The organism is Microvirgula aerodenitrificans DSM 15089 (assembly GCF_000620105.1).
Classification (GTDB): domain Bacteria; phylum Pseudomonadota; class Gammaproteobacteria; order Burkholderiales; family Aquaspirillaceae; genus Microvirgula; species Microvirgula aerodenitrificans.
Genome location: NZ_JHVK01000015.1, coordinates 19,748 through 37,975, shown reverse-complemented (window position 1 = coordinate 37,975; position 18,228 = coordinate 19,748). Strand labels below are relative to the sequence as shown.

The window sequence follows — 18,228 nt, the reverse complement described above, 5'->3', positions numbered from 1 at the left end:
GGGCGGCTGTTAACGCACTTCCTGGACTCCCATGCCTCGTAAAATCCACAAGGAAATCTTCAAGGCCTACGACATCCGCGGCATTGTCGGCAAATCACTGACAGTGGAAATGGCAGAACAGATCGGGCAGGCAATTGGCTCGGAAGCTCGCGCCCGTGATGTCGCCGCCGTCTGTGTCGGCCGCGATGGTCGCCTGTCCGGCCCCGAGCTGTCCGATGCGCTGGCCCGCGGCCTGCGTGCGGCGGGCGTCGACGTCATCGACGTCGGCCGCGTGGCCACGCCGATGCTGTACTTTGCCGCGCACGAGCTCGGCACGCTGTCCGGCGTCATGGTGACCGGCAGCCACAATCCCCCCGAATACAATGGCTTCAAGATGATGCTGGCCGGTGACACGCTGGCCGGCGATGACATCCAGAAGCTGCTGAAGCGCATTGAGAGCGGCGACGTCGAAACGGGTGAAGGCAGCTACCGCACCCACGACATCGTCGAGGCCTATCTCGACCGCATTACCGGCGACATCAAGCTGTCGCGGCCGATGAATATCGTGGTTGACTGCGGCAATGGTGTCGCCGGCGCGTTCGCGCCGACGCTGTATCGCCGCCTGGACTGCCGCGTTCGCGAACTGTTCTGCGACGTCGACGGCACCTTCCCGAACCACCATCCCGACCCGGCCAAACCCGAGAACCTGCAGGACGTGATCCATGCCCTGGCCTCGACCGATGCCGAACTTGGCCTGGCCTTCGACGGCGACGGCGACCGGCTGGGCGTGGTCACCAAGGACGGCAACATCATTTACCCGGACCGCCAGTTGATGCTGTTCGCCGGCGACGTGCTGTCGCGCAATCCCGGCGCCCAGGTCATCTATGACGTCAAGTCGACCCGCAAGCTTGCACCGTGGATCCGCGAGATGCACGGCAAGCCGCTGATGAGCCGCACCGGCCACAGCTTCATCAAGAGCAAGATGAAGGAAACCGGCGCGCTGCTGGCCGGCGAGATGAGCGGTCACGTGTTCTTCAAGGAACGCTGGTACGGCTTCGACGACGGCCTGTATGCCGGCGCCCGGCTGCTGGAGATCCTGTCCGAGGTCGACGATCCCAGCGCGGTGCTGAACAACCTGCCGAACAGCATCAGCACGCCCGAACTGAACATGAAGATGCGCGAGGGCGAGCACTACGCGCTGATCGAGCAACTGCAGAAAACCGCAACCTTTACCGGTGCCGACGAGGTCATCACCATCGACGGGCTGCGGGTTGAATACCCGGACGGCTTCGGGCTGGCGCGCGCCTCGAACACCACGCCGGTGATCGTGCTGCGCTTCGAGGCCGACACCGTTGAAGGGCTGGAACGCATCAAGGCGGACTTCCGCCGCGTGCTGAGCCAGGCCACCGACGTCGAGCTGCCGTTCTGACCCGACTCAGCACTGGCGGCGCAATTTGGGACAGCTCTGATTCCTGACGCCATGGCGTCATGACACGCTGGACGGAATAACTTCTTCCTTCCGTCCGGTGCTGCCATGACGCTGTCTGCTTCCTCTCCGTTTCCTGCCTCTTTCCGCTTTTTTCGCCGGCTCCCCGGATGCTGGCTGCCTGTCGTGCTCGCCGCACTGAGCGGCGCCACGGCCGCAACCACGCTGTCCCCGGTCGTGGTCAGCGTTACCCGCGATGCGCGCAGTGCGGACCGCAGCACGATACCGATCAGCGTGCTGACCCGGGCCGATATCGAACAGGCACCAGCCGGGCAGATCCAGTCACTGCTGGCGACCCTGCCCGGCATCAGCCATTCGCGGGCAGGCGGGCTGGGTGGCCAGCTGGTCATGCGCGGCATGAACTCCAACGATCCGCGCATGGTTCTGGTGCTGGATGGCGACCGCTTCCGTGGCCGCAACACGCTGGAATACAACCTGCTCGACCCGTCCGGCATCGAGCGCATCGAGGTCATTCGCGGGCCGGCATCGGCACTGTACGGCGCCGATGCCATGAACGGCGTGGTCAATGTCATCACCCGTCGCGCCCGGGGCGATGCCTCACGGGATGGCTTCACGCTGATACCACGACTGGCATCGCTCGCCTATGCCTCGGCGGAGAACCTCCGGGCCGGCCGCGCCGAGCTGGAAGGCGTAGGCAACGGCATCGACCTGCTGCTCGGGCTCGGCATCCGCCATGCCGGCGACTTCCGCAGCCCGGCCGGTCCCATCGCAAACAGCGACTTCCGCACGGCCGAGTTCACTGCCCGCGCCGGTTATGCACCGGACGCGCAGCAGCGCTGGGAACTGAGCGCCAGGCTGGCCCGGGTCGAAGCCGGCCGCCCCGGCGGCATTGGCGGCGCCCCGGGCCTGCCGTGGAGCGAGGTACGCGAATCCCCGATCCGCGAAAACCATTTCCGGATCGGCTACCAGCACCATCAGGCCGTGCCATGGGCCGACCGGATCGAGCTGTCGCTGTATCGCCGCTCGCTGGACACCGCCCGGACCGGCACCACGCGCCGTGCCGGCAACGACCGCTATGCCCGCAACCACAGCTTTGTCATCGGCCCGGTGGTATGGGGCGGCAAGCTGCTGGTCGGCACGCCGTGGACGCAAGGCCGCAGCCACTGGGGAATGGATTTCTACCACGAGGCGCGCGAGGGCAGCGAACTCGCAAGCTGGCGCGGGCATGGCCATGCACCGCCGACCTCATCGACACCGCGCACCCGGATCAGCCGTGCCGCCTCCCAGCTCAATGCCGGCCTGTTCTTCCACCATGACCAGCCGCTGTTCTCCGCGCACCAACTGTCACTGGGGGCCCGCTACGACTGGATCCGCACCCGGACCGGATCCACGCCGGCGCCGGATGAGGATGCGCGCACGCGTGCGGCCTTTGCCGGTCGAACGGCGGCCAGCGACCGGGCGCTGACCGCCAGCGGCGGGCTGATCCTGCAACCGCTATCCAGCCTGCAGCTGGTCGGCAATCTGGCCACGGCTTTTCGCGCCCCCGCCACGTTCGAGAAATTCGGTGCCAGCCGGGTCGGCACCCGCATCACCGAACCGAACCCGGCGCTGGCGCCGGAGCGCAGCATCACGGCCGAGGCCGGGCTGCGCCTGCGGTGGCCGACGCTGCAGGGAAATCTGACCGCCTTCGACAGCCGCTATCGGCAGCTGATTGCGCTGGCCGACAGCGGCCCGCAGGTCCGGCAGCGGCAGAACATCGCCCGGGCCGGCATGCGCGGCCTGGAGCTCGACGGCATCTGGCAGATCCAGACGCCACTGTCTCTGCGGTTCAATGCCTCTCGTGCCCGCGGTGCCCGGCATGATACCGGCCAGCCGCTGCCGCATGTGCCGCCATTGAACGGCCTGCTGTCACTGCGCCACCAGTCCGCCGGCTACTCGCTGGAAGCGCGCCTGAAGTGGTCACTGGCGAAGCGCCGCATCGATCCGGCACGGGAAACGCGCAGCGCAGGCTACGGCATCGTGTCGCTGTATGGCGGGCTGGAACTCGCCCGGGTCCATCCGGCACTGAAGCCGTTCCGGCTGGTGCTCGGTATCGAGAACCTTGCCGACAAACGCTACGCTCACCCGGCCACCGTCGCCGATCTGCGCTACCCGGCCAGTCCATCCAATCCGCTGCTGGAGCCCGGGCGCTCGCTGGTACTCAATCTGGTGGGCACGCCATGAACCTGCGCCACGGACTGATCGCCCTGCTGTCGGGCTTCGCGCCACTGCTGGCCGCCACGCCGCAGCGCATTGTCACCATTCCGATCCCGGCCGCCAGCATGATCACGGCCCTCGATGCCGGACCGCAGCGGCTGGTCGGTATCCACCCGGGGGCATTGCCGGGCATTCGCGACCGTTTTCTCGGCCAGCGTTTCCCCGCGCTGCTGACCCTGCGCACCGACATCGTGGCCGGCGGTCGTTTCACGCCGAACATCGAAACCCTGCTGACCCTGCGCCCCGACCTGGTCCTGCAATGGACCCATCTGCCGACCGCCTCCCTGCATACGCTGGAGCGCGCCGGCCTGCGCACGCTGGGCATGCGCTACGGCAGCCAGGCGGATCTGGAAGCGGCGCTGACCGCCATCGGTGCAGCGACCGGCACCGAGGCCCGTACCGGGGCCCTGCTCCGCCATCAGCGCAACACCCGGCGGGCACTGGCTGGCCCGTCCGGCCCGCGCCCGCGCGTCGTCTATCTGCGCAGTCTCGCGCACGGGCTGAAGGCCGGTGGCAACGGCTCGTACATGACCCACGTCATCGAGCTGGCCGGGGGCGTCAATCTCGCCACGGCCGTCAATGGTTCGATGGCCGATGTCACGTTTGAACAACTGCTGGGCTGGGCGCCGGACATCCTGCTGCTTGGCGGTTTCGATGACAACGTACCGGCACGGCTGTATGCCGATCCGAAGTGGCGGGCAGTCAAGGCAGTGCGCGAGCGGCGGGTGTACAAGATGCCGCTCGGCGGTATCTGGTGGGAAGTGCCGAGCCACGAGTCCGCACTCGGCTGGATCTGGCTGCACGCACTGCTCAATCACTCGCCAGCCAGTGCCGCACGGCTGCTGGCCGACATGCGCAGCCAGTATCGGCTGCTGTACCGGCACACGCTGACCCGTGACGAGATCGACCGCATTCTGCACCGCAATGCCAATGCCGGCTCCGCCGGCTACACCCTGTTCGGGGAGGCCGCCAATGTCGGGCAATGAATGCCTGCCCGGCCGCTGGCTGTGGCCGGGGCTGGTGCTGGCACTGCTAGGCACGCTCGGCGTGTCACTCGGCATCGGTCGCTTCCCGGTACCGTGGTCACAGGCCGCCGCCGCCCTGTTCGGTCTCGACCCCGGCTTCGGCATTCACTGGCATGACACCCAGCAGATCGTCGTCCGTACCGTGCGCCTGCCGCGCGTGCTGTCCGCCGCCTGCGCCGGGGGCGGGCTGGCACTGGCCGGTGCGGCGCTGCAGGGGATATTCCGTAACCCGCTGGTCGGTCCGCACGTGATTGGCCTGTCATCCGGCGCCAGCCTTGGCGGCGCGCTGGCCATCCTGTGTGGCTGGTCGACCCTGCTGATGATCGTCGCCTCCGGTCTGAGTGCAGCGCTGGCGCTGGCTGTGGTCCTGCTGCTGGCCCGGGTCCGCGGTCAGACGCCGGTACTGATGCTGGTTCTGGCCGGCATCGTCACCGGTGCGCTGTTTGCCGCGCTGACCAGCATGACCGTCTTCCTGGCCGATCCCGACCGCAGCCTGCCCGGCATCGTGTTCTGGCTGATGGGCAGTTATGCGAGCAGCGACTGGACCACGCTGGCGGTGCTGGCCACCTGCCTGCTGGTCTGCGCACTCCTGCTGCTGCCGCTGGGCTGGCGCATCAACATCCTGTCGCTCGGCGATGACGACGCCCGTCTGCACGGCATGCCGGTCGAGTCGCTGCGGCTGCTGATTCTTGCCGCCTGCTGCGTGATGATCGCCGGTCAGGTGTCGGTCAGCGGCATCGTCGGCTGGATCGGACTGGTCGTCCCTCATCTGGCACGCATGATGGTCGGTGCCGACCATCGACGCCTGCTGCCGGCCGCCTTGCTGCTCGGCGCCACCTTCAGCGTGCTGGCCGACGACATCGCCCGCACCCTGACCGCGGCCGAGATTCCGCTCGGCATCGTCACCGCCCTGCTCGGTGCACCGGTTTTTGCCCTGATTCTGCGTCGTCGCGCCCGGCGCGGCTGGAGCGAGGACTGACATGCCGACCGGACTGATCGAAAACGACGTCGTTGCGCTGCGCCATGCCGGCATCCGTCTGCCGGACGGCACCTGGCTGTTTCGCGACCTGAACCTGCGCATCGCACCGGGACAGCGACTGTGCCTGCTCGGCGGCAATGGCCGGGGCAAAACCACACTGCTGCGCGCCATCGCCGGCCTGACGCCGCTGGACGAAGGCAGCGTGTGCGTGACCCCGGCGCTGGCTTACCTGCCGCAGCGCTTCCATTGCCTGTTCGACTATGGGGTCGTCGACATGGTGCTGATGGGACGCTGCCGTCATCTCGGTCTGTGGCGTCAGCCTGGCGCAACGGATCATGCACGGGCACTGGACGCGCTGCAGACCGTCGGCATGCAACGACTGGCTGCCCGCAGCTTCCGCACCCTGTCCGGTGGAGAGCGACAGCTGGTGCTGCTGGCCCGGGCGCTGGTCTCCGAACCCCGCTGCATCGTGCTTGATGAGCCGGCATCGGCGCTCGACCTCGCCAACCAGTCGCTGCTGCTGGCGCTGCTGGCCCGGCTCGCGCACCAGCAAGGCATCAGCACGCTGTTCAGTTCCCATCATCCGCAGCACGCGCTGGACAGTGACTGCCAGGTACTGGTGATGCGGGCGGATGATCTTCCCCTGCACGGCGATGCCCGAACGGTCCTGACCGAACCGGTGCTGTCCGCGCTGTACGGCCTGCCGGTGCGGCGGATCGACATCCACGACCCGCCGCATCGCCATACCGGCATCGTGCCGCTGTTTCCGTCCGCTACCCTCCAGCAGGAACCCTGCCCTTGACCCGCTCCATTGCCGTCATCACCACCGGCGACCCGCCCCCACCGGCACTGTTCGCCCGCCCCGAGCTCGCTGCCCGGCTGACCGCCATCGACATCTATGCACTGAAACGGCAGTCGCTAGCCTCATTCAGCGCGCTGTTTATTGCCGCCGGCAGCGACCAGCGCGAACTGCTGGAGCAGAAACCGGCGCTGACCCGCTATCTGCATGCCGGTGGCGTGCTGGTCTGCAACGGCCATGTCGTCGATCCCTATGTCGACGGACTGACGCCGTTCCGGCCGCTGCCGGCCTTTGACGTCGAGCAGTTGACCGTCCACCGGCTGCGATCGCATCCGGTCCATGATGGCATCGACATGCGCGACCTGACCTTCCGCCATGGCGTGGCCGGTTTCTACGGTCGTGGCTGCAATCCGCCGCCAGATGGCGCCGTGCCGGTCACCGGCCTCGGACCGGCGCGGCTGCCGGTCGACTGGGAATGGTCGCCCCCGGGAGGCGGCAGGCTGTTCATGCATGCCGGCAACGACCTGTGGGGCTGCGGCGACAGCGGCGCCCGCTGCCTGCCGGTGCAACTGGTCGCATGGGCACTGTCCGTGTCCGCCATCGGCAGGCCGGCATGAGCACACCCCGCCTCGCCGCCCTCGACAATGGCAGTCATTTCCACCGCCGCGCGCTGTACCACCCGCGTTTCCGGCGCTATTTCGACCGGCTGATCGAACTGCGCCAGCTGGCGGACACCGATCTGGACGACATCGACGTGCTGGTCGTCACCGACCGCTGCCACCCGGGGCTGCTGTGCGCGGCACAGCCCCGGCTGCACGCGCTGCTCGCCGCCGGCAAAACTGTGGTCGCCATGGCCGGCACCCGGCCCGAACTGTGGTTGCCCGCTGTCGTCTGGCGGGACGAACCGGTCAATTTCTGGTGGTGGAAAACCCCGGGAGCCACGCTGGGGCTGTATACGCCGACACCCCGCCACACGCTGTTCGACCATATCGGCCTGGATGACGCCAGCTGGCATTTTCACGGCGTGCTGAGCCCGCCGCCCGGCGTCAGCGCACTGATCGGCTTTCACCACCGCGACGGCTGCCTGCTGTACGAGGACTGCCACAGCACGCCCGGGCGACTGATCGTCTGCACACTGGACCCGTTCTACCATTTCGGCTCCTGGTTCATGCCGGTTACCGGGCGTTTTCTGGATGGTTTCCTGCGCTACCTGCGCACTCTCCGGCCTTGCCAAGGCGATTGAAAATGGCTATATTCTGCCTCCTCGCGCAACGCGTCGCGGGTGTAGCTCAATGGTAGAGCAGAAGCTTCCCAAGCTTACGACGAGGGTTCGATTCCCTTCACCCGCTCCACAGTCACTGTCCACCGGCTTCCAGCGGTACCAGGCAATGGCGTTTCCGCTACGCGCGGGAGCAAATCTTCCGCGTGCTCAAAAAAGACGTATGTCTTGTCCGTCACAGAGGAACTGCGATCCTGGCTTCGGCTGCTCGGCCATTGCATTCATTTATGACAAAGTTGTAAGATGACCGCTTGTAGCTACGAGTGGCACTGACCGTTCACCCGTGTAGCAGATATTCGTTAGCATCTTCATGCAAACGTGCTCTCCGGCTGCTTTTGATACCTCTTTTGCCGCTATACCCTTTAAGTCAACATCATCGAGTTACCTCAGCCGTGCCGATTTTTGTTGATATGGCAGTTCGAAATGAGGGTGACAGGGGCCGAAGTTTCAGCGCAGAATGACTCTCTAAAAAATTAGCCATGACCACCGTATTCCCGCTCAACCGCAACCACTTGGCCTTCATCGCCAGTACCGTCTTGCTTTCGACGGTCATGGTTATCTGGGTAGATCTCTTCACCTTCTCCAAAGTGTTCCACATACCAGAATGGGCAAAGACCCTTTCTGCCCCAGAAAAAATCCCAGCCTATTTGGCATTCGCCTGCCTTGTTCCGGCGGCATTCTTGACGGATAACATTTCCAGAGCCTGCCAGGTTGTCGCGAAGACGGTTCTGCTTTCACCGCTTCCTGCCATCTCGGTATACGCTTTCAACCTGAAAAGCCAGGATTTTTCTCTCTTGTTCAACACTATATTCAGCTACGTCTGGATAGTTTTATTTCACTGCTTCATACCGGCCACCATTCTGCTTGTTGCACGTTTTGCAATCCAGCGCCTACTGAATAATATCCGTGAGCAACCCTGATCTCAACTAAAAAAACCCTTCCTTTCGACCTTGCTGTTGTGCCCTCAATTTTGGCGATCGCCTGAAGATCATGATCTTGGGTATAAAAAAATGGTCTCGCAGTAAAAAAATCAAAGCAAGGCGTATTTATTCTTGAAGGAAATTGAAGCCATGACCAAACTTTATTGTGCCTGGGGGTATGGAACCAAGCAGAAAATTAACAGAACGCTGCTCTCCTCCCCTTTTGTAGATCATTGACGCGATATCGCGTCCCCACTGAGTCTGCACCAGATGCCGGGCACTCACCGCAGCGCCATCAGCATCGCCACGCCAGACAGCATCAGAACGACCAGCACCATTTTTCTGAACATCACCTGACTCAGCCGGGAATACAGCCGGATGCCGAGCAGAACGGGAAACAGCAGGGCAAGGAACACCACCGGCAGCAAGGGCAGCATCTCCTTGCTTACCAGCCCGGTTGCCAGATAGACCAGCATGGTGACGGACAGGGTCACGAGATTGAAGCTCTGGATGACTGCCCGCTGGTGTTCCTTTTCCAGTCCCCGGAGGGTGCTCCACAATGTCGGAATCACGCCGGTCAATCCGCCGATCCCCCCCATGAATCCGCCCGCCGCCCCCGCCAGTCCATCAGCGATGCGGCCGCCGGCAGTGATCGCAGGCAGGCGTGACGAGACAAGCATCAGCGGGCACCAGATCACGAGGGCCAGACCAAGCCCGAGCTTGAATGCATCCGGATTCAGGCAGGGCAAGACGAATACGCCGACCGGGATGCCAATGAGTCCTCCGGCCAGGTAGGGGCCGATGGCATCGACCCGGAACCGGCGTCCGGTGCTCACGGCCGCCACCACCTGACCGGACAGCGAGCCGAAGACGGCCATGACCGATGCCAGTTTCGGGTCCAGCCCCCATGCCCAGAATGACATGGCCACCATGGAGAACGCGAAGCCGGAAAGCCCCTGGACCAAGCCGGCGACGGCGGCACCGACCACCAGCAGAAGGAGATCTGCCGGCATTACCGGCGCACGGGAGGAATCCGGTCCTGCATCGCGTCCAGCGGCTGGATCTGCCGTCCCTGTTCATCAAAGTTCCCGGGGACAAGCCAGCGCTCAAGGGCTGCGCGGCGGGCAGGCCATTCACTGTCAATCAGGGAATGCCACGCCGTGTCGCGGCTGCGCCCCTTGTAGACGATGGCCTGGCGGAAAATTCCTTCAAAGGTAAAGCCGAGGCGCGCAGCACTGCGGCGGGAACGCGCATTGAGGCTGTCGCACTTCCATTCGTAGCGGCGGTAGCCGAGTTCGTCGAAGACATGCTTCATCAGCAGGTAGTGCGCTTCGGTCGCCGCCACCGTGCGTTGCAGCAACGGTGAAAAAGCCACGTGTCCGACCTCGACCACACCATTTCCCGGGTCGATGCGCATCAGCGCCAGGCTGCCGACGGCGCGCCCGCTCGTCCGGTCGATCACCGCGTAGTGGCACGGATCCTGGCTGGCGGACGCCTGGTCGATATAGGCCTGGTAACACGCCCGGTCCGGAAACGGCCCGCTGCTCATATAGGTCCAGTCGCGGTCATCCGGTGCAAGGTGGTAGGCAGCGTAAAGATCGTCCGCATGCAGCGAAGCATCGAGGGGCTCCAGACGGCAGTGATCTCCCTCCATTGGCCCACGGCCAGGCCATGGACGTGCGCTCCATCCGGGCATGGCCGGGCCGATTTCCTGCGAATAGGCATTGTGCATCGTCAGTTCCAGTGGTGTGTGTTTGCAAAGCCGGACAGGCTGGCTGGTCGGGTTTTACAATAGCGGCCTCGTGGCACCAGAAAAAGTGCCACAAAATGGATATTTATTGGTGCCACAAAAAAAACAGGCTGCCATGACGCCAGAAGAACCGAAGTCCGCAACGCAGCGCCTGCTGGAAGAACCACTGCTCAGGGAGCGGTGCTTCGGCTCCATGCAGCATCAGCTGTATCTTCGTCTCAAGGCAGCCATCCTTGATGGTCGGCTGCTGCCGGGCAGTCGGCTGCCGGTGGCGCGGGCATTGGCCGAGTCGCTGTCGGTCTCGCGCAATACGGTAACCGCCGCTTACGACGGGCTGGCCGCAGAGGGCTATGTGCAGCCGGATCGACGGGGTACCCGGGTGGCCAATCTGTCACCGGCCCCTGCGGCTTCGCTGCAGGGAGGCTGGCCGCTGCCATCCGGCGGTCCCGTCGCCGTGCCCGGGCCATTCTCGGTCACCAGACCCAGGGCCGGCAGTGCATTCAGGCCTGGCGATCCGGCCTTGTCCCACTTCCCGCTGGCAGCCTGGCGCCGTGCCGTCGACCACGCCATGCGCGATGCCGGCCCATCCGCACTGGGCTACGGTCCTCCGGGCGGGGAACCGGCCTTGCGCATGGCCATTGCTCACCATCTGTCGGTCTCGCGCGGGGTGCGCTGCCGGCCGGAGCAGGTCTTTGTCACCGGCGGAACGCAACAGGCGCTGGCCCTGTGCGTGCGCCTGTTGTCCACGCCGGGTGACACCGCCTGGGTGGAAGATCCCGGATACCGGGGCGCCCGGGCAGCCATGCGGGCCGGGGGACTCAGGATCAGGCCCATCCGGACCGATGCAGAAGGCATGGCAGTGAGTCGTGACGACTATGCGTCCCCTGCCCCGCGCCTGATCTATGCCACGCCTTCGCATCAATACCCGACCGGCGCGGTGCTGACAGTGGCACGTCGCCTCGAACTGATTGAATACGCACGCAGCAACAAGACATGGATCATCGAGGACGATTATGACAGCGAGTTCCGCCATGCCGGCGCCCCGGTCGGTGCCATGCAGGGGCTGGTGGATGACGCCCCCGTACTTTATATCGGTACTTTCAGCAAAACCCTGTTTCCGTCACTGGGCATGGGGTTTCTGGTGCTTCCGGCCCGGCTGATGATAACGGACGTGCCTGCCCTGCTTGAAGAATTGCTGCGCGGCAGTCAACGGCACCAGCAACTGGCATTGGCCGACTTTATGGAAACGGGGCAATTCAGTCGCCACCTCCGGCGCATGAGAAGACTGTACCGCGACCGACAGCAGGCATTGCGTGAAGCCCTGTCCCGGGAAATGACCGTTCCCTGCGAGGTGGCCGGCGGGCACGGCGGGATGCATTTGCTCGTCCGGCTGCCCGGGTGCTACCCGGATCAGCAAATCGTTGAAGCGGCCTGGCGTTATCACATCGCCCCCGCTGCACTTTCAGCCAATACCCTCCATCCCCGGCCAGGAGACAATGGCCTGATACTGGGCTACGGGAACACGCCCGAGGACAGGTTCGTGCCCCTGATCCAGCGTCTGTCGATGCTGGCGGCAGGCCTGCAAACCGGCCGGCAGGCCGGGACACCCTCTGCCATTCATGAAGATTTTTCATAAGTGAATGCCGGTTTTACCGCCTGGTCGAACAATAACCGGAGCACTACCTTATCGGCACCGGCATGACCGGCTGCGTCACGGTGCTCAGACCGAGAAGCGCGAGACCGACTGGTGCAGTTCATCCGACAGCTGCTCCAGTTGCGCAGCGGCATCGCGGGTGAATTTCACCGCCGACTGGGTTTCCTCGACCACGCCGACCACCCGCTCGACGTCCCCGGCCAGGTTCGCACCGGCCTGGCTCTGTTCGGACATGGCATAGGCCACGTTGCGGAAGCGCTCCAGCGTGATGCCCATGCGGTCGTCGATCTCCCCGAGCGAAGCTGCCAGCTGGTTGACCCGGGTCACGCCGGCCTCGACCAGCGGATTGATGTGATCCATCGCCACCGAGACCTCGGCCGTTTCCCTGACCACGGTCTGGATGATGGTCGCGATTTCATTGGTCGCCAGTGCCGTGCGCTCGGCCAGCTTGCGCACCTCGTCCGCCACCACGGCGAAACCCCGGCCGGCCTCGCCGGCGCGCGCCGCCTCGATCGCTGCATTCAGCGCCAGCAGATTGGTCTGGTCGGCAATGTCGCGAATGGTGTCAGCGATGCCGCTGATATTGCGCGTCCGCTCGGCCAGCGACACGACCTGGGTCGATGCCGTGCCGATTTCGCCGGAAATGGAGCGAATGTCCGTTGCCACCTCTCCGGCAACCGCCCGGCCCTGCTGCGCCAGCTCTGCCACACCGCGCGAATCAACTTCGGTTTCCCGGGCATTTTCCGACACATGGTCGATGCTGACCGACAGCTGCTCGATCGCGGCCGCCGCCGACGACGTCGACGCATTGGCCGCGCCCGAGGCGGCATCGAGCTTCTGCATCTGTTCAGCCATGCGGTGTGCCGTATCGGCCAGCTGGCTGGACGACTGGCCGATCTGCTCGATCATCGCCCGCAGATTGCCCTGCATGGTGCGCATCACCGCCAGCAGGCTGTGCGGCTTGCCCCGGGTGTGGATTTCGCTGCGCAGATTGCCGGCGGCAATGGCCTCGACCACCTGCACCGCATAGGCCGGCTCGCCGCCGAGCGCGCCGACGATCTGCCGCGACATCGCCATCGCCAGCCCTGCGACGGCCAGCAGCACGACCAGCCCGATCCCCATCAGCACCGTGGCGCTGCGCCAGAAAGTCCGCGCAATGTCATCGGTAAAGATGCCGGTGCCCACCATCCAGCCCCATGGTTCGAAGCGGTAGACGCCATTGAGCTTCGGTACTTCCTCGCCGCCGCTGGTGCGCGACGTCTGGATCACCGTCAGCCCGTAAGTGGCCGTTTTCAGTGCATCGTTATAGGCATCGAGCGTGGTGCGGCCATCCGGCAACCTGCTGCCGGTGTCGGGCTTGCCGACCCGCTCCGGCTTCGGATGGACAACCAGGATGTTGTCCTTGTTGCGCGCAAAGAAATAGAAATCGTCGTACTTCATCATGGCCAGGGCGCCGGCGGCCTGCGCCTGTGCCTGTGCCAGCGTCAGACGGCCCTGCTTTTCCTCGTCGGCATAGTGTCTGAGGATGCTCTCGGCCACTTTCAGCTGGCCGGTAATGAAGGTTTCCTTCTCCTGCTGCAGCACGCTGCGAAGCCCGTACAGGGAAACGCCTGCGACCAGCAACAGGCCGAGAAAACTGGTCAGAATGATGATTATCAGTCGGGTTGAAACGCGCATTAATTGTCCTGAAGCAAAAACGATGATTTGGGTCCAAACACACAGTCATTAATGACTATCGGTTTAAATCACTACATTCTTGACCGCCGACAACATAATTACCCACTCAGCATGCTATGCGGCAAGAGAAAAGCACGCCAGCGTCGATGCTGTCGTGCCTTTCCTGCCGCATGCATTCAGAAGCGCCAGACCGCTTCCGCACGCAGTGAATGGTCGCTTACCTGCCCGGCGAACTGCCCGGCATAGTACAGCCCCAGTGAAGCGGAGCGATTCAGTGCGATATCCGCTCCAAGCTCGACCTGCAGCACATCCCGCGCCACCGGCAGGCCCGCCGGTGCAAAGTTGCCACCGCCGGCAAAGGCCATCGCGCCGACCGGGCGGAGATCGCCATCGGCATGCAGCCAGCCCAGCTGGCCGCGCGCCCGCACGTCGTCACGCCCAGATACACATGCTGCGCCAGCCCGATAAACGGCAGATTCCGGGCCAGGCCGGCAAAACTGCCGCCACCACCACCATTGGCATCATCGCCATTGCCGCCAAGCAGGGGGCCGCCTGCTGCTGCCGCGCGATTCTCAGGCCAGCGCCGGCGCTGCCAGCAGCGACAGTGCCAGCATCAGGGCCGGGGAACCGGCACGGCGGTGAGCGCCACCGGACGCGGCATGACGACGGCTCAACTCCGATGTCACTCTCCATATGCCCTGCGCGGGGCTCCATACCAGACGGTATACGTGATTCATGATGATCCATGCCGATCGAAAAAAACCGGTCAAACGGCATAATTGACAAGAAAAGATGATGAAAAAAGAGCGCAGTAATCGTTACCGCGCCGGGAGGAGCTGCTGGAACCAGTGGATGACGGCGGCGACCAGGCCCCGGCGCTGGACTTCCTCGCGGGCAAGATCGACCCCGGCCGCGCCGAGTTCACGGATGAACAGCGCCTGACTCAGGGCCTGCCGCTCGCTGGCTGATGCCACTTTCCACTTGCCGTCGATGCGGGCCAGGGCGACCTTCCCGCCCGGACCGCTCTCGCCATGGAACAGCTCGCGCCGGATCGGCTCGCTGAGCCAGGCTGCCGGCCGGTCCAGCCGGTAACGCACGCTGGCTTCGGTCACCAGGACGCCATTCAGCGTCTCCGGCGGCGTGAACGCGGTCACGGCCTCGACCCGCAGACCGTCAGCCACGCACAACCGGCCATCACGAACCGCCGCACGGCCCGTTTCGGTCTGCACATACTGGAACTGGCTGAAAAGACCGCCGTTCAGCTCACGGGGAGGCTGGTACAGACCCGCTTTGACCAGCTCGGCCAGCCAATTGTTGGTCGCACTGTCAAAACGGCTGGTGTTGACCGGGCTTCGACCGTAATCGAAGTTGCCCAGGCACACCGTTCTGCGCTGTGCGACGCGATCGGCCGCCAGCGACTGGTCGATGGCGGCAGCAAATACCGCCTCCGATGCGGATTGCGGCAACAGCGCCCAGGTCGCGGCACCGCCGGCCACAAGCAACGCAACGGCGATGCCCGCCACCCGGCGCCGGTTCAGCCACGGGCGCACGGCAGCGGGAGCAACGGCGGCAGCCGGTGCCTTGATTTTCATCGGGGCGCCACACTGGCCGCAGAAGCGGGCAGCATCATCGTCCGGATGACCACAGCGGGTACAGAATCGGCGCATGACAGTCAGGCGATCCGCTGACCGCAGTGCCCGCAGAACACGTCGTCAGGTTCGACCGGCATCCGGCACGCCGGACAAGCGGCAGCCGCCGCCGGCGCAACGGGCGCGGACGTCTCGACGGCCGGCACTGCCGATGCCGCCGGTGCAGAAGGGGAAACCGGCGTTTCCACTGCGGCCGGCGTGACCGGGCGCCGTGCCTGTGCTTCTACCTTCTCGCGTGCTTCCCGCATTTTTTCCTGCGTTTTCTGCAAAGTGGCTGCCAGCACACGCCGGGCATCACCGGAATCAAGGCCTTCGAGCGACGACAGGTAGATCTGGCAAAAGCCCTGCAGCGCGATCAGCCCCGGCACGATGCCGGCCAGTGCCAGCAGCAAGGTGGTACCGAGCCCGCCGGCCAGCACATAGCCCCCGCCGCCGCCCAGCCCGCCCATCCCCATGCTGCCCATTCCCATCGCCATCATGCCCAGCGACTGCAGCCCGCCTTCGCCTCCGCCGACAATGCCGGCCGACATCATGGTGGTCAGACCCAGCCCGGAGAACACGATGCCAAGCAGGATCAGGGCGACAAAAAACACGATCAGCATCAGCACCACTTCCTGCAGCACGACGGCCACCAGGCGCTTGCGGGCAATGGCCAGCAGATTGCCGGCCGCCTCCATGACCGTGGCGCCGGACCAGATGGCCGAGGCGGCAAGCGGGTAGAACACATAGGCCAGGGTGAACAGCGTCAGGCCGAGCAGCAGTGCGCTCAGCGGCATGACCACGGCAAACAGCAGCGGACCGATCACCGGAAGCTTGCACAGCAGCAACAGGATGGCGACACCGATCAGCAGCGCCAGCAGACCGGCGAAGGCCAGCAGCCCGACCAGCAGCAGCCGGTGACTGGTCAGCAACGAGGCCGCCACCGCCTGCATCGGCGTGCGGGACTCGCCGTCGCGGGTTGCATCCATCAGCATGATGCCGACCGCATTGACACCATAGAAGGCCAGCAACCAGCCCAGCACGGCACCAAGCAGCACGCCGGCTGCACTCTGCGTTGCCACCAGCAGGCCGAAGACCAGCACGGCCGCCACCGTGCTCGCGGCGAACAGTGCCAGCGCGCGCCAGTTGCCGATCGCCGAGGTGGCGTCCAGCAGGGAGCCGCTGCGCTTCAGTTGGTCGGACATTTTCATCAACATTCCCTTGTGTCGGGTTGAACAGCCGGTCACATGCCAAGCTGTTGTTTCAGCGCCTCTTTCTGGCGCAGGATTTCGTCATGCTGATTCGTTGCCTTCGGCCTGGCTTCGGGCTTCTTTTCCGCCCTGGGCTTCGGTCTGTCCGGAACATCGGCCTCCGGCGCCGCCATGCTGGCAGGGGCATCGGGCACCATCACTTTGGGCGCGGCGCGGACCGGCTCATCCGGTTGCATGTCCTGCGGCGCCGGCACCGGCGCCACCGGGGCCGGTTCCGGCGTGACGGCGGGCATGGCCGGTGCCGCCGGGTCCACTGACACAGCCGGCTTGTCGGTCAGTTTCATATCCGGTGCCAGTTCCACCGTGCCCGGTTCGGCGGGTGCGGCCGCTGCCGGCAACTGACCGGGCGCAGGCTGCGACAGGAACCAGGCGCCAGCCACGGCGACAACGGCCAGCACGATCACCCCGAGCAGCAGCCACCCTTTCCAGCGGCCGGAACGGGCCGGTGCGGCGGGCCTGGCAGGACGCGCCCCGGGCTGACCGTCAGCCTTTTTCGGGCGCGCATCAGTCAGCGGCACATCCCCAGCCGGCGCCGGCCGGACCGGTTCGGGTGCAACCGGCGGCAGGCCTGGCCTGGCCTTTTCCTCCGGGACGGGGGCGGGGCGCAGAGCGTCAGCCGGCTTGCTGGTGACCGGCGCTGCAGACATGTCGTGTCCGCAGGCGCGGCAGAAACGCTGCCCCGGGGGATGCGGTGCGCCACAGGCGGTACAGGCCGCTTCGGCGTCGGCTGCAGCCGGCGTCGCGGCCGTCAGCGGCTTGCCGCAGCCCCGGCAAAAGCGCGCGTCATCGTTATTGCGGGTATGGCACGCAGTACATTCCGCCATGGTGTGGCTACTCCTTGATTACGGTCCGGGCGGACCCGCTCGTGAACTCAGTTGAAAATGCGCTTGCTGAAGTCGACGACGCTCTTGACCATGTCTCCCAGCGGGTCCTTGCCCATGTTTTCCTGCTTTTCGCCCACGATGATGATGTCGGTACGGCGGTTCAGCCGACGGCCTTCCGCGCTGCCGTTGTCGGCAATCGGGCGGCTCATGCCATAACCAACCGCCTTGATGCGGTTTTTGGCTACGCCGCGGTCGACCAGTCCCTTCATCACCGACAGCGCACGGACATCGGACAGATCCTGGTTCAGTTGCCGGCTGCCGGTATTGTCGGTATGCCCTTCGATGATCACGTTGTTGCGGGTACGGGTATTCAGCAGATTGGCGACCTTGTCCAGGAATACTGCACCGCCGGGCTTGATCTCGAATTTGCCCGGTTCAAACAGGATCGAATCGGACGAGCGGATTTCCACTCCCCGGCTGGTCTGGGAAATATTGACATCATTGCCGTTGCCGGCCGGCGTGGCGCAAGCGGCAAGCAACGCGATACCCAGGCTGCACAGCACGAGTCTGATCAGGGGCATGCCCATTCCTTATGACAAATAAATTTTTATGAAAAAATCGTACCAAGTTTATGGCCAGCCCCTGATTATGGTCAATGTCATCGCCATGTTCTGCAGCACGATCCATGGCACATTCCGTGCAGACCTCACCCCGCGCAGCCCGCGCAGGGTCCCCTATAT

17 protein-coding genes, 1 tRNA gene and 1 pseudogene are annotated in these 18,228 nt (G+C 64.8%); 10 read left to right on the top strand and 9 right to left on the bottom strand.

The window, feature by feature from the left end:
• The first annotated feature begins 31 nt into the window (after positions 1–31).
• The 9 genes from Q352_RS0112845 to Q352_RS21000 all read left to right on the top strand — a co-directional run bounded on the left by Q352_RS0112845 (position 32) and on the right by Q352_RS21000 (position 8,684).
• Positions 32–1,408 (top strand): phosphomannomutase/phosphoglucomutase, encoded by a 1,377-nt coding sequence (locus tag Q352_RS0112845; protein ID WP_028499695.1) that lies wholly within the window; start codon positions 32–34, stop codon positions 1,406–1,408.
• A gap of 183 nt (positions 1,409–1,591) precedes the next feature.
• A complete protein-coding gene (locus tag Q352_RS21020) occupies positions 1,592–3,649 on the top strand; it encodes a TonB-dependent receptor (RefSeq protein ID WP_051528934.1) in 2,058 nt (685 codons plus the stop codon).
• The gene (locus tag Q352_RS21015; RefSeq protein ID WP_051528933.1) at positions 3,646–4,668 is read left to right on the top strand and encodes an ABC transporter substrate-binding protein; all 1,023 of its coding nucleotides are present in this window, start codon (positions 3,646–3,648) and stop codon (positions 4,666–4,668) included. Before Q352_RS21020 ends, Q352_RS21015 begins: the two co-directional genes overlap by 4 nt.
• Complete coding sequence (locus tag Q352_RS21010) at positions 4,655–5,686, top strand: FecCD family ABC transporter permease (protein ID WP_051528932.1); 1,032 nt, start codon at positions 4,655–4,657, stop codon at positions 5,684–5,686. The genes Q352_RS21015 and Q352_RS21010 overlap by 14 nt, the downstream gene beginning before the upstream one ends.
• Position 5,687: 1 nt before the next feature.
• The gene (locus Q352_RS0112825; RefSeq protein WP_036386271.1) at positions 5,688–6,488 is read left to right on the top strand and encodes an ABC transporter ATP-binding protein; all 801 of its coding nucleotides are present in this window, start codon (positions 5,688–5,690) and stop codon (positions 6,486–6,488) included.
• Positions 6,485–7,102: a hypothetical protein gene (locus Q352_RS21005; RefSeq protein ID WP_051528931.1), complete on the top strand. Its 618-nt coding sequence runs from the start codon at positions 6,485–6,487 to the stop codon at positions 7,100–7,102. The genes Q352_RS0112825 and Q352_RS21005 overlap by 4 nt, the downstream gene beginning before the upstream one ends.
• Positions 7,099–7,728: a hypothetical protein gene (locus tag Q352_RS0112815; protein WP_028499693.1), complete on the top strand. Its 630-nt coding sequence runs from the start codon at positions 7,099–7,101 to the stop codon at positions 7,726–7,728. Before Q352_RS21005 ends, Q352_RS0112815 begins: the two co-directional genes overlap by 4 nt.
• Before the next feature lie 35 nt (positions 7,729–7,763).
• Positions 7,764–7,837, top strand: a tRNA-Gly gene (locus tag Q352_RS0112810).
• Between the two features lie 406 nt (positions 7,838–8,243).
• On the top strand, positions 8,244–8,684 hold the full coding sequence (locus Q352_RS21000; RefSeq protein WP_051528930.1) for a hypothetical protein: 441 nt from the start codon (positions 8,244–8,246) through the stop codon (positions 8,682–8,684).
• Positions 8,685–8,965: 281 nt separating this feature from the next.
• Here Q352_RS21000 and Q352_RS0112800 read toward each other — a convergent pair whose 3' ends face one another.
• Entirely contained in the window at positions 8,966–9,697 is a 732-nt protein-coding gene (locus Q352_RS0112800) for a sulfite exporter TauE/SafE family protein (RefSeq protein ID WP_028499692.1), read from the bottom strand.
• On the bottom strand, positions 9,697–10,416 hold the full coding sequence (locus tag Q352_RS0112795; protein WP_036386269.1) for a GNAT family N-acetyltransferase: 720 nt from the start codon (positions 10,414–10,416) through the stop codon (positions 9,697–9,699). Before Q352_RS0112795 ends, Q352_RS0112800 begins: the two co-directional genes overlap by 1 nt.
• On the opposite strand from Q352_RS0112795, the gene pdxR reads away from it, so the two are divergent.
• Positions 10,409–12,070 (top strand): MocR-like pyridoxine biosynthesis transcription factor PdxR, encoded by a 1,662-nt coding sequence (gene pdxR / locus Q352_RS20995; RefSeq protein ID WP_211249628.1) that lies wholly within the window; start codon positions 10,409–10,411, stop codon positions 12,068–12,070. The two genes, Q352_RS0112795 and pdxR, sit on opposite strands and share 8 nt — an antisense overlap.
• A gap of 84 nt (positions 12,071–12,154) precedes the next feature.
• Here the strand turns inward: pdxR and Q352_RS0112785 are convergent, their stop codons facing one another.
• The 7 genes and pseudogenes from Q352_RS0112785 to Q352_RS20990 form a co-directional block, all read right to left on the bottom strand.
• Positions 12,155–13,765 (bottom strand): methyl-accepting chemotaxis protein, encoded by a 1,611-nt coding sequence (locus tag Q352_RS0112785; RefSeq protein WP_028499690.1) that lies wholly within the window; start codon positions 13,763–13,765, stop codon positions 12,155–12,157.
• Between the two features lie 176 nt (positions 13,766–13,941).
• Positions 13,942–14,211: pseudogene (locus tag Q352_RS0112780) on the bottom strand (autotransporter domain-containing protein); the annotation flags it as partial.
• A 126-nt stretch (positions 14,212–14,337) separates the two neighbouring features.
• Positions 14,338–14,502: an ESPR-type extended signal peptide-containing protein gene (locus Q352_RS22855; RefSeq protein ID WP_084300139.1), complete on the bottom strand. Its 165-nt coding sequence runs from the start codon at positions 14,500–14,502 to the stop codon at positions 14,338–14,340.
• Positions 14,503–14,583: 81 nt separating this feature from the next.
• The gene (locus Q352_RS0112770) at positions 14,584–15,432 is read right to left on the bottom strand and encodes a zinc ribbon domain-containing protein (protein WP_028499688.1); all 849 of its coding nucleotides are present in this window, start codon (positions 15,430–15,432) and stop codon (positions 14,584–14,586) included.
• Between the two features lie 5 nt (positions 15,433–15,437).
• Positions 15,438–16,604 (bottom strand): hypothetical protein, encoded by a 1,167-nt coding sequence (locus tag Q352_RS0112765; RefSeq protein ID WP_028499687.1) that lies wholly within the window; start codon positions 16,602–16,604, stop codon positions 15,438–15,440.
• A gap of 32 nt (positions 16,605–16,636) precedes the next feature.
• Positions 16,637–17,488, bottom strand: a complete 852-nt coding sequence (locus Q352_RS0112760; protein ID WP_028499686.1) for a zinc ribbon domain-containing protein — start codon at positions 17,486–17,488, stop codon at positions 16,637–16,639.
• A 47-nt stretch (positions 17,489–17,535) separates the two neighbouring features.
• On the bottom strand, positions 17,536–18,069 hold the full coding sequence (locus tag Q352_RS20990) for an OmpA family protein (protein ID WP_051528928.1): 534 nt from the start codon (positions 18,067–18,069) through the stop codon (positions 17,536–17,538).
• Between the last annotated feature and the right edge of the window lie 159 nt (positions 18,070–18,228).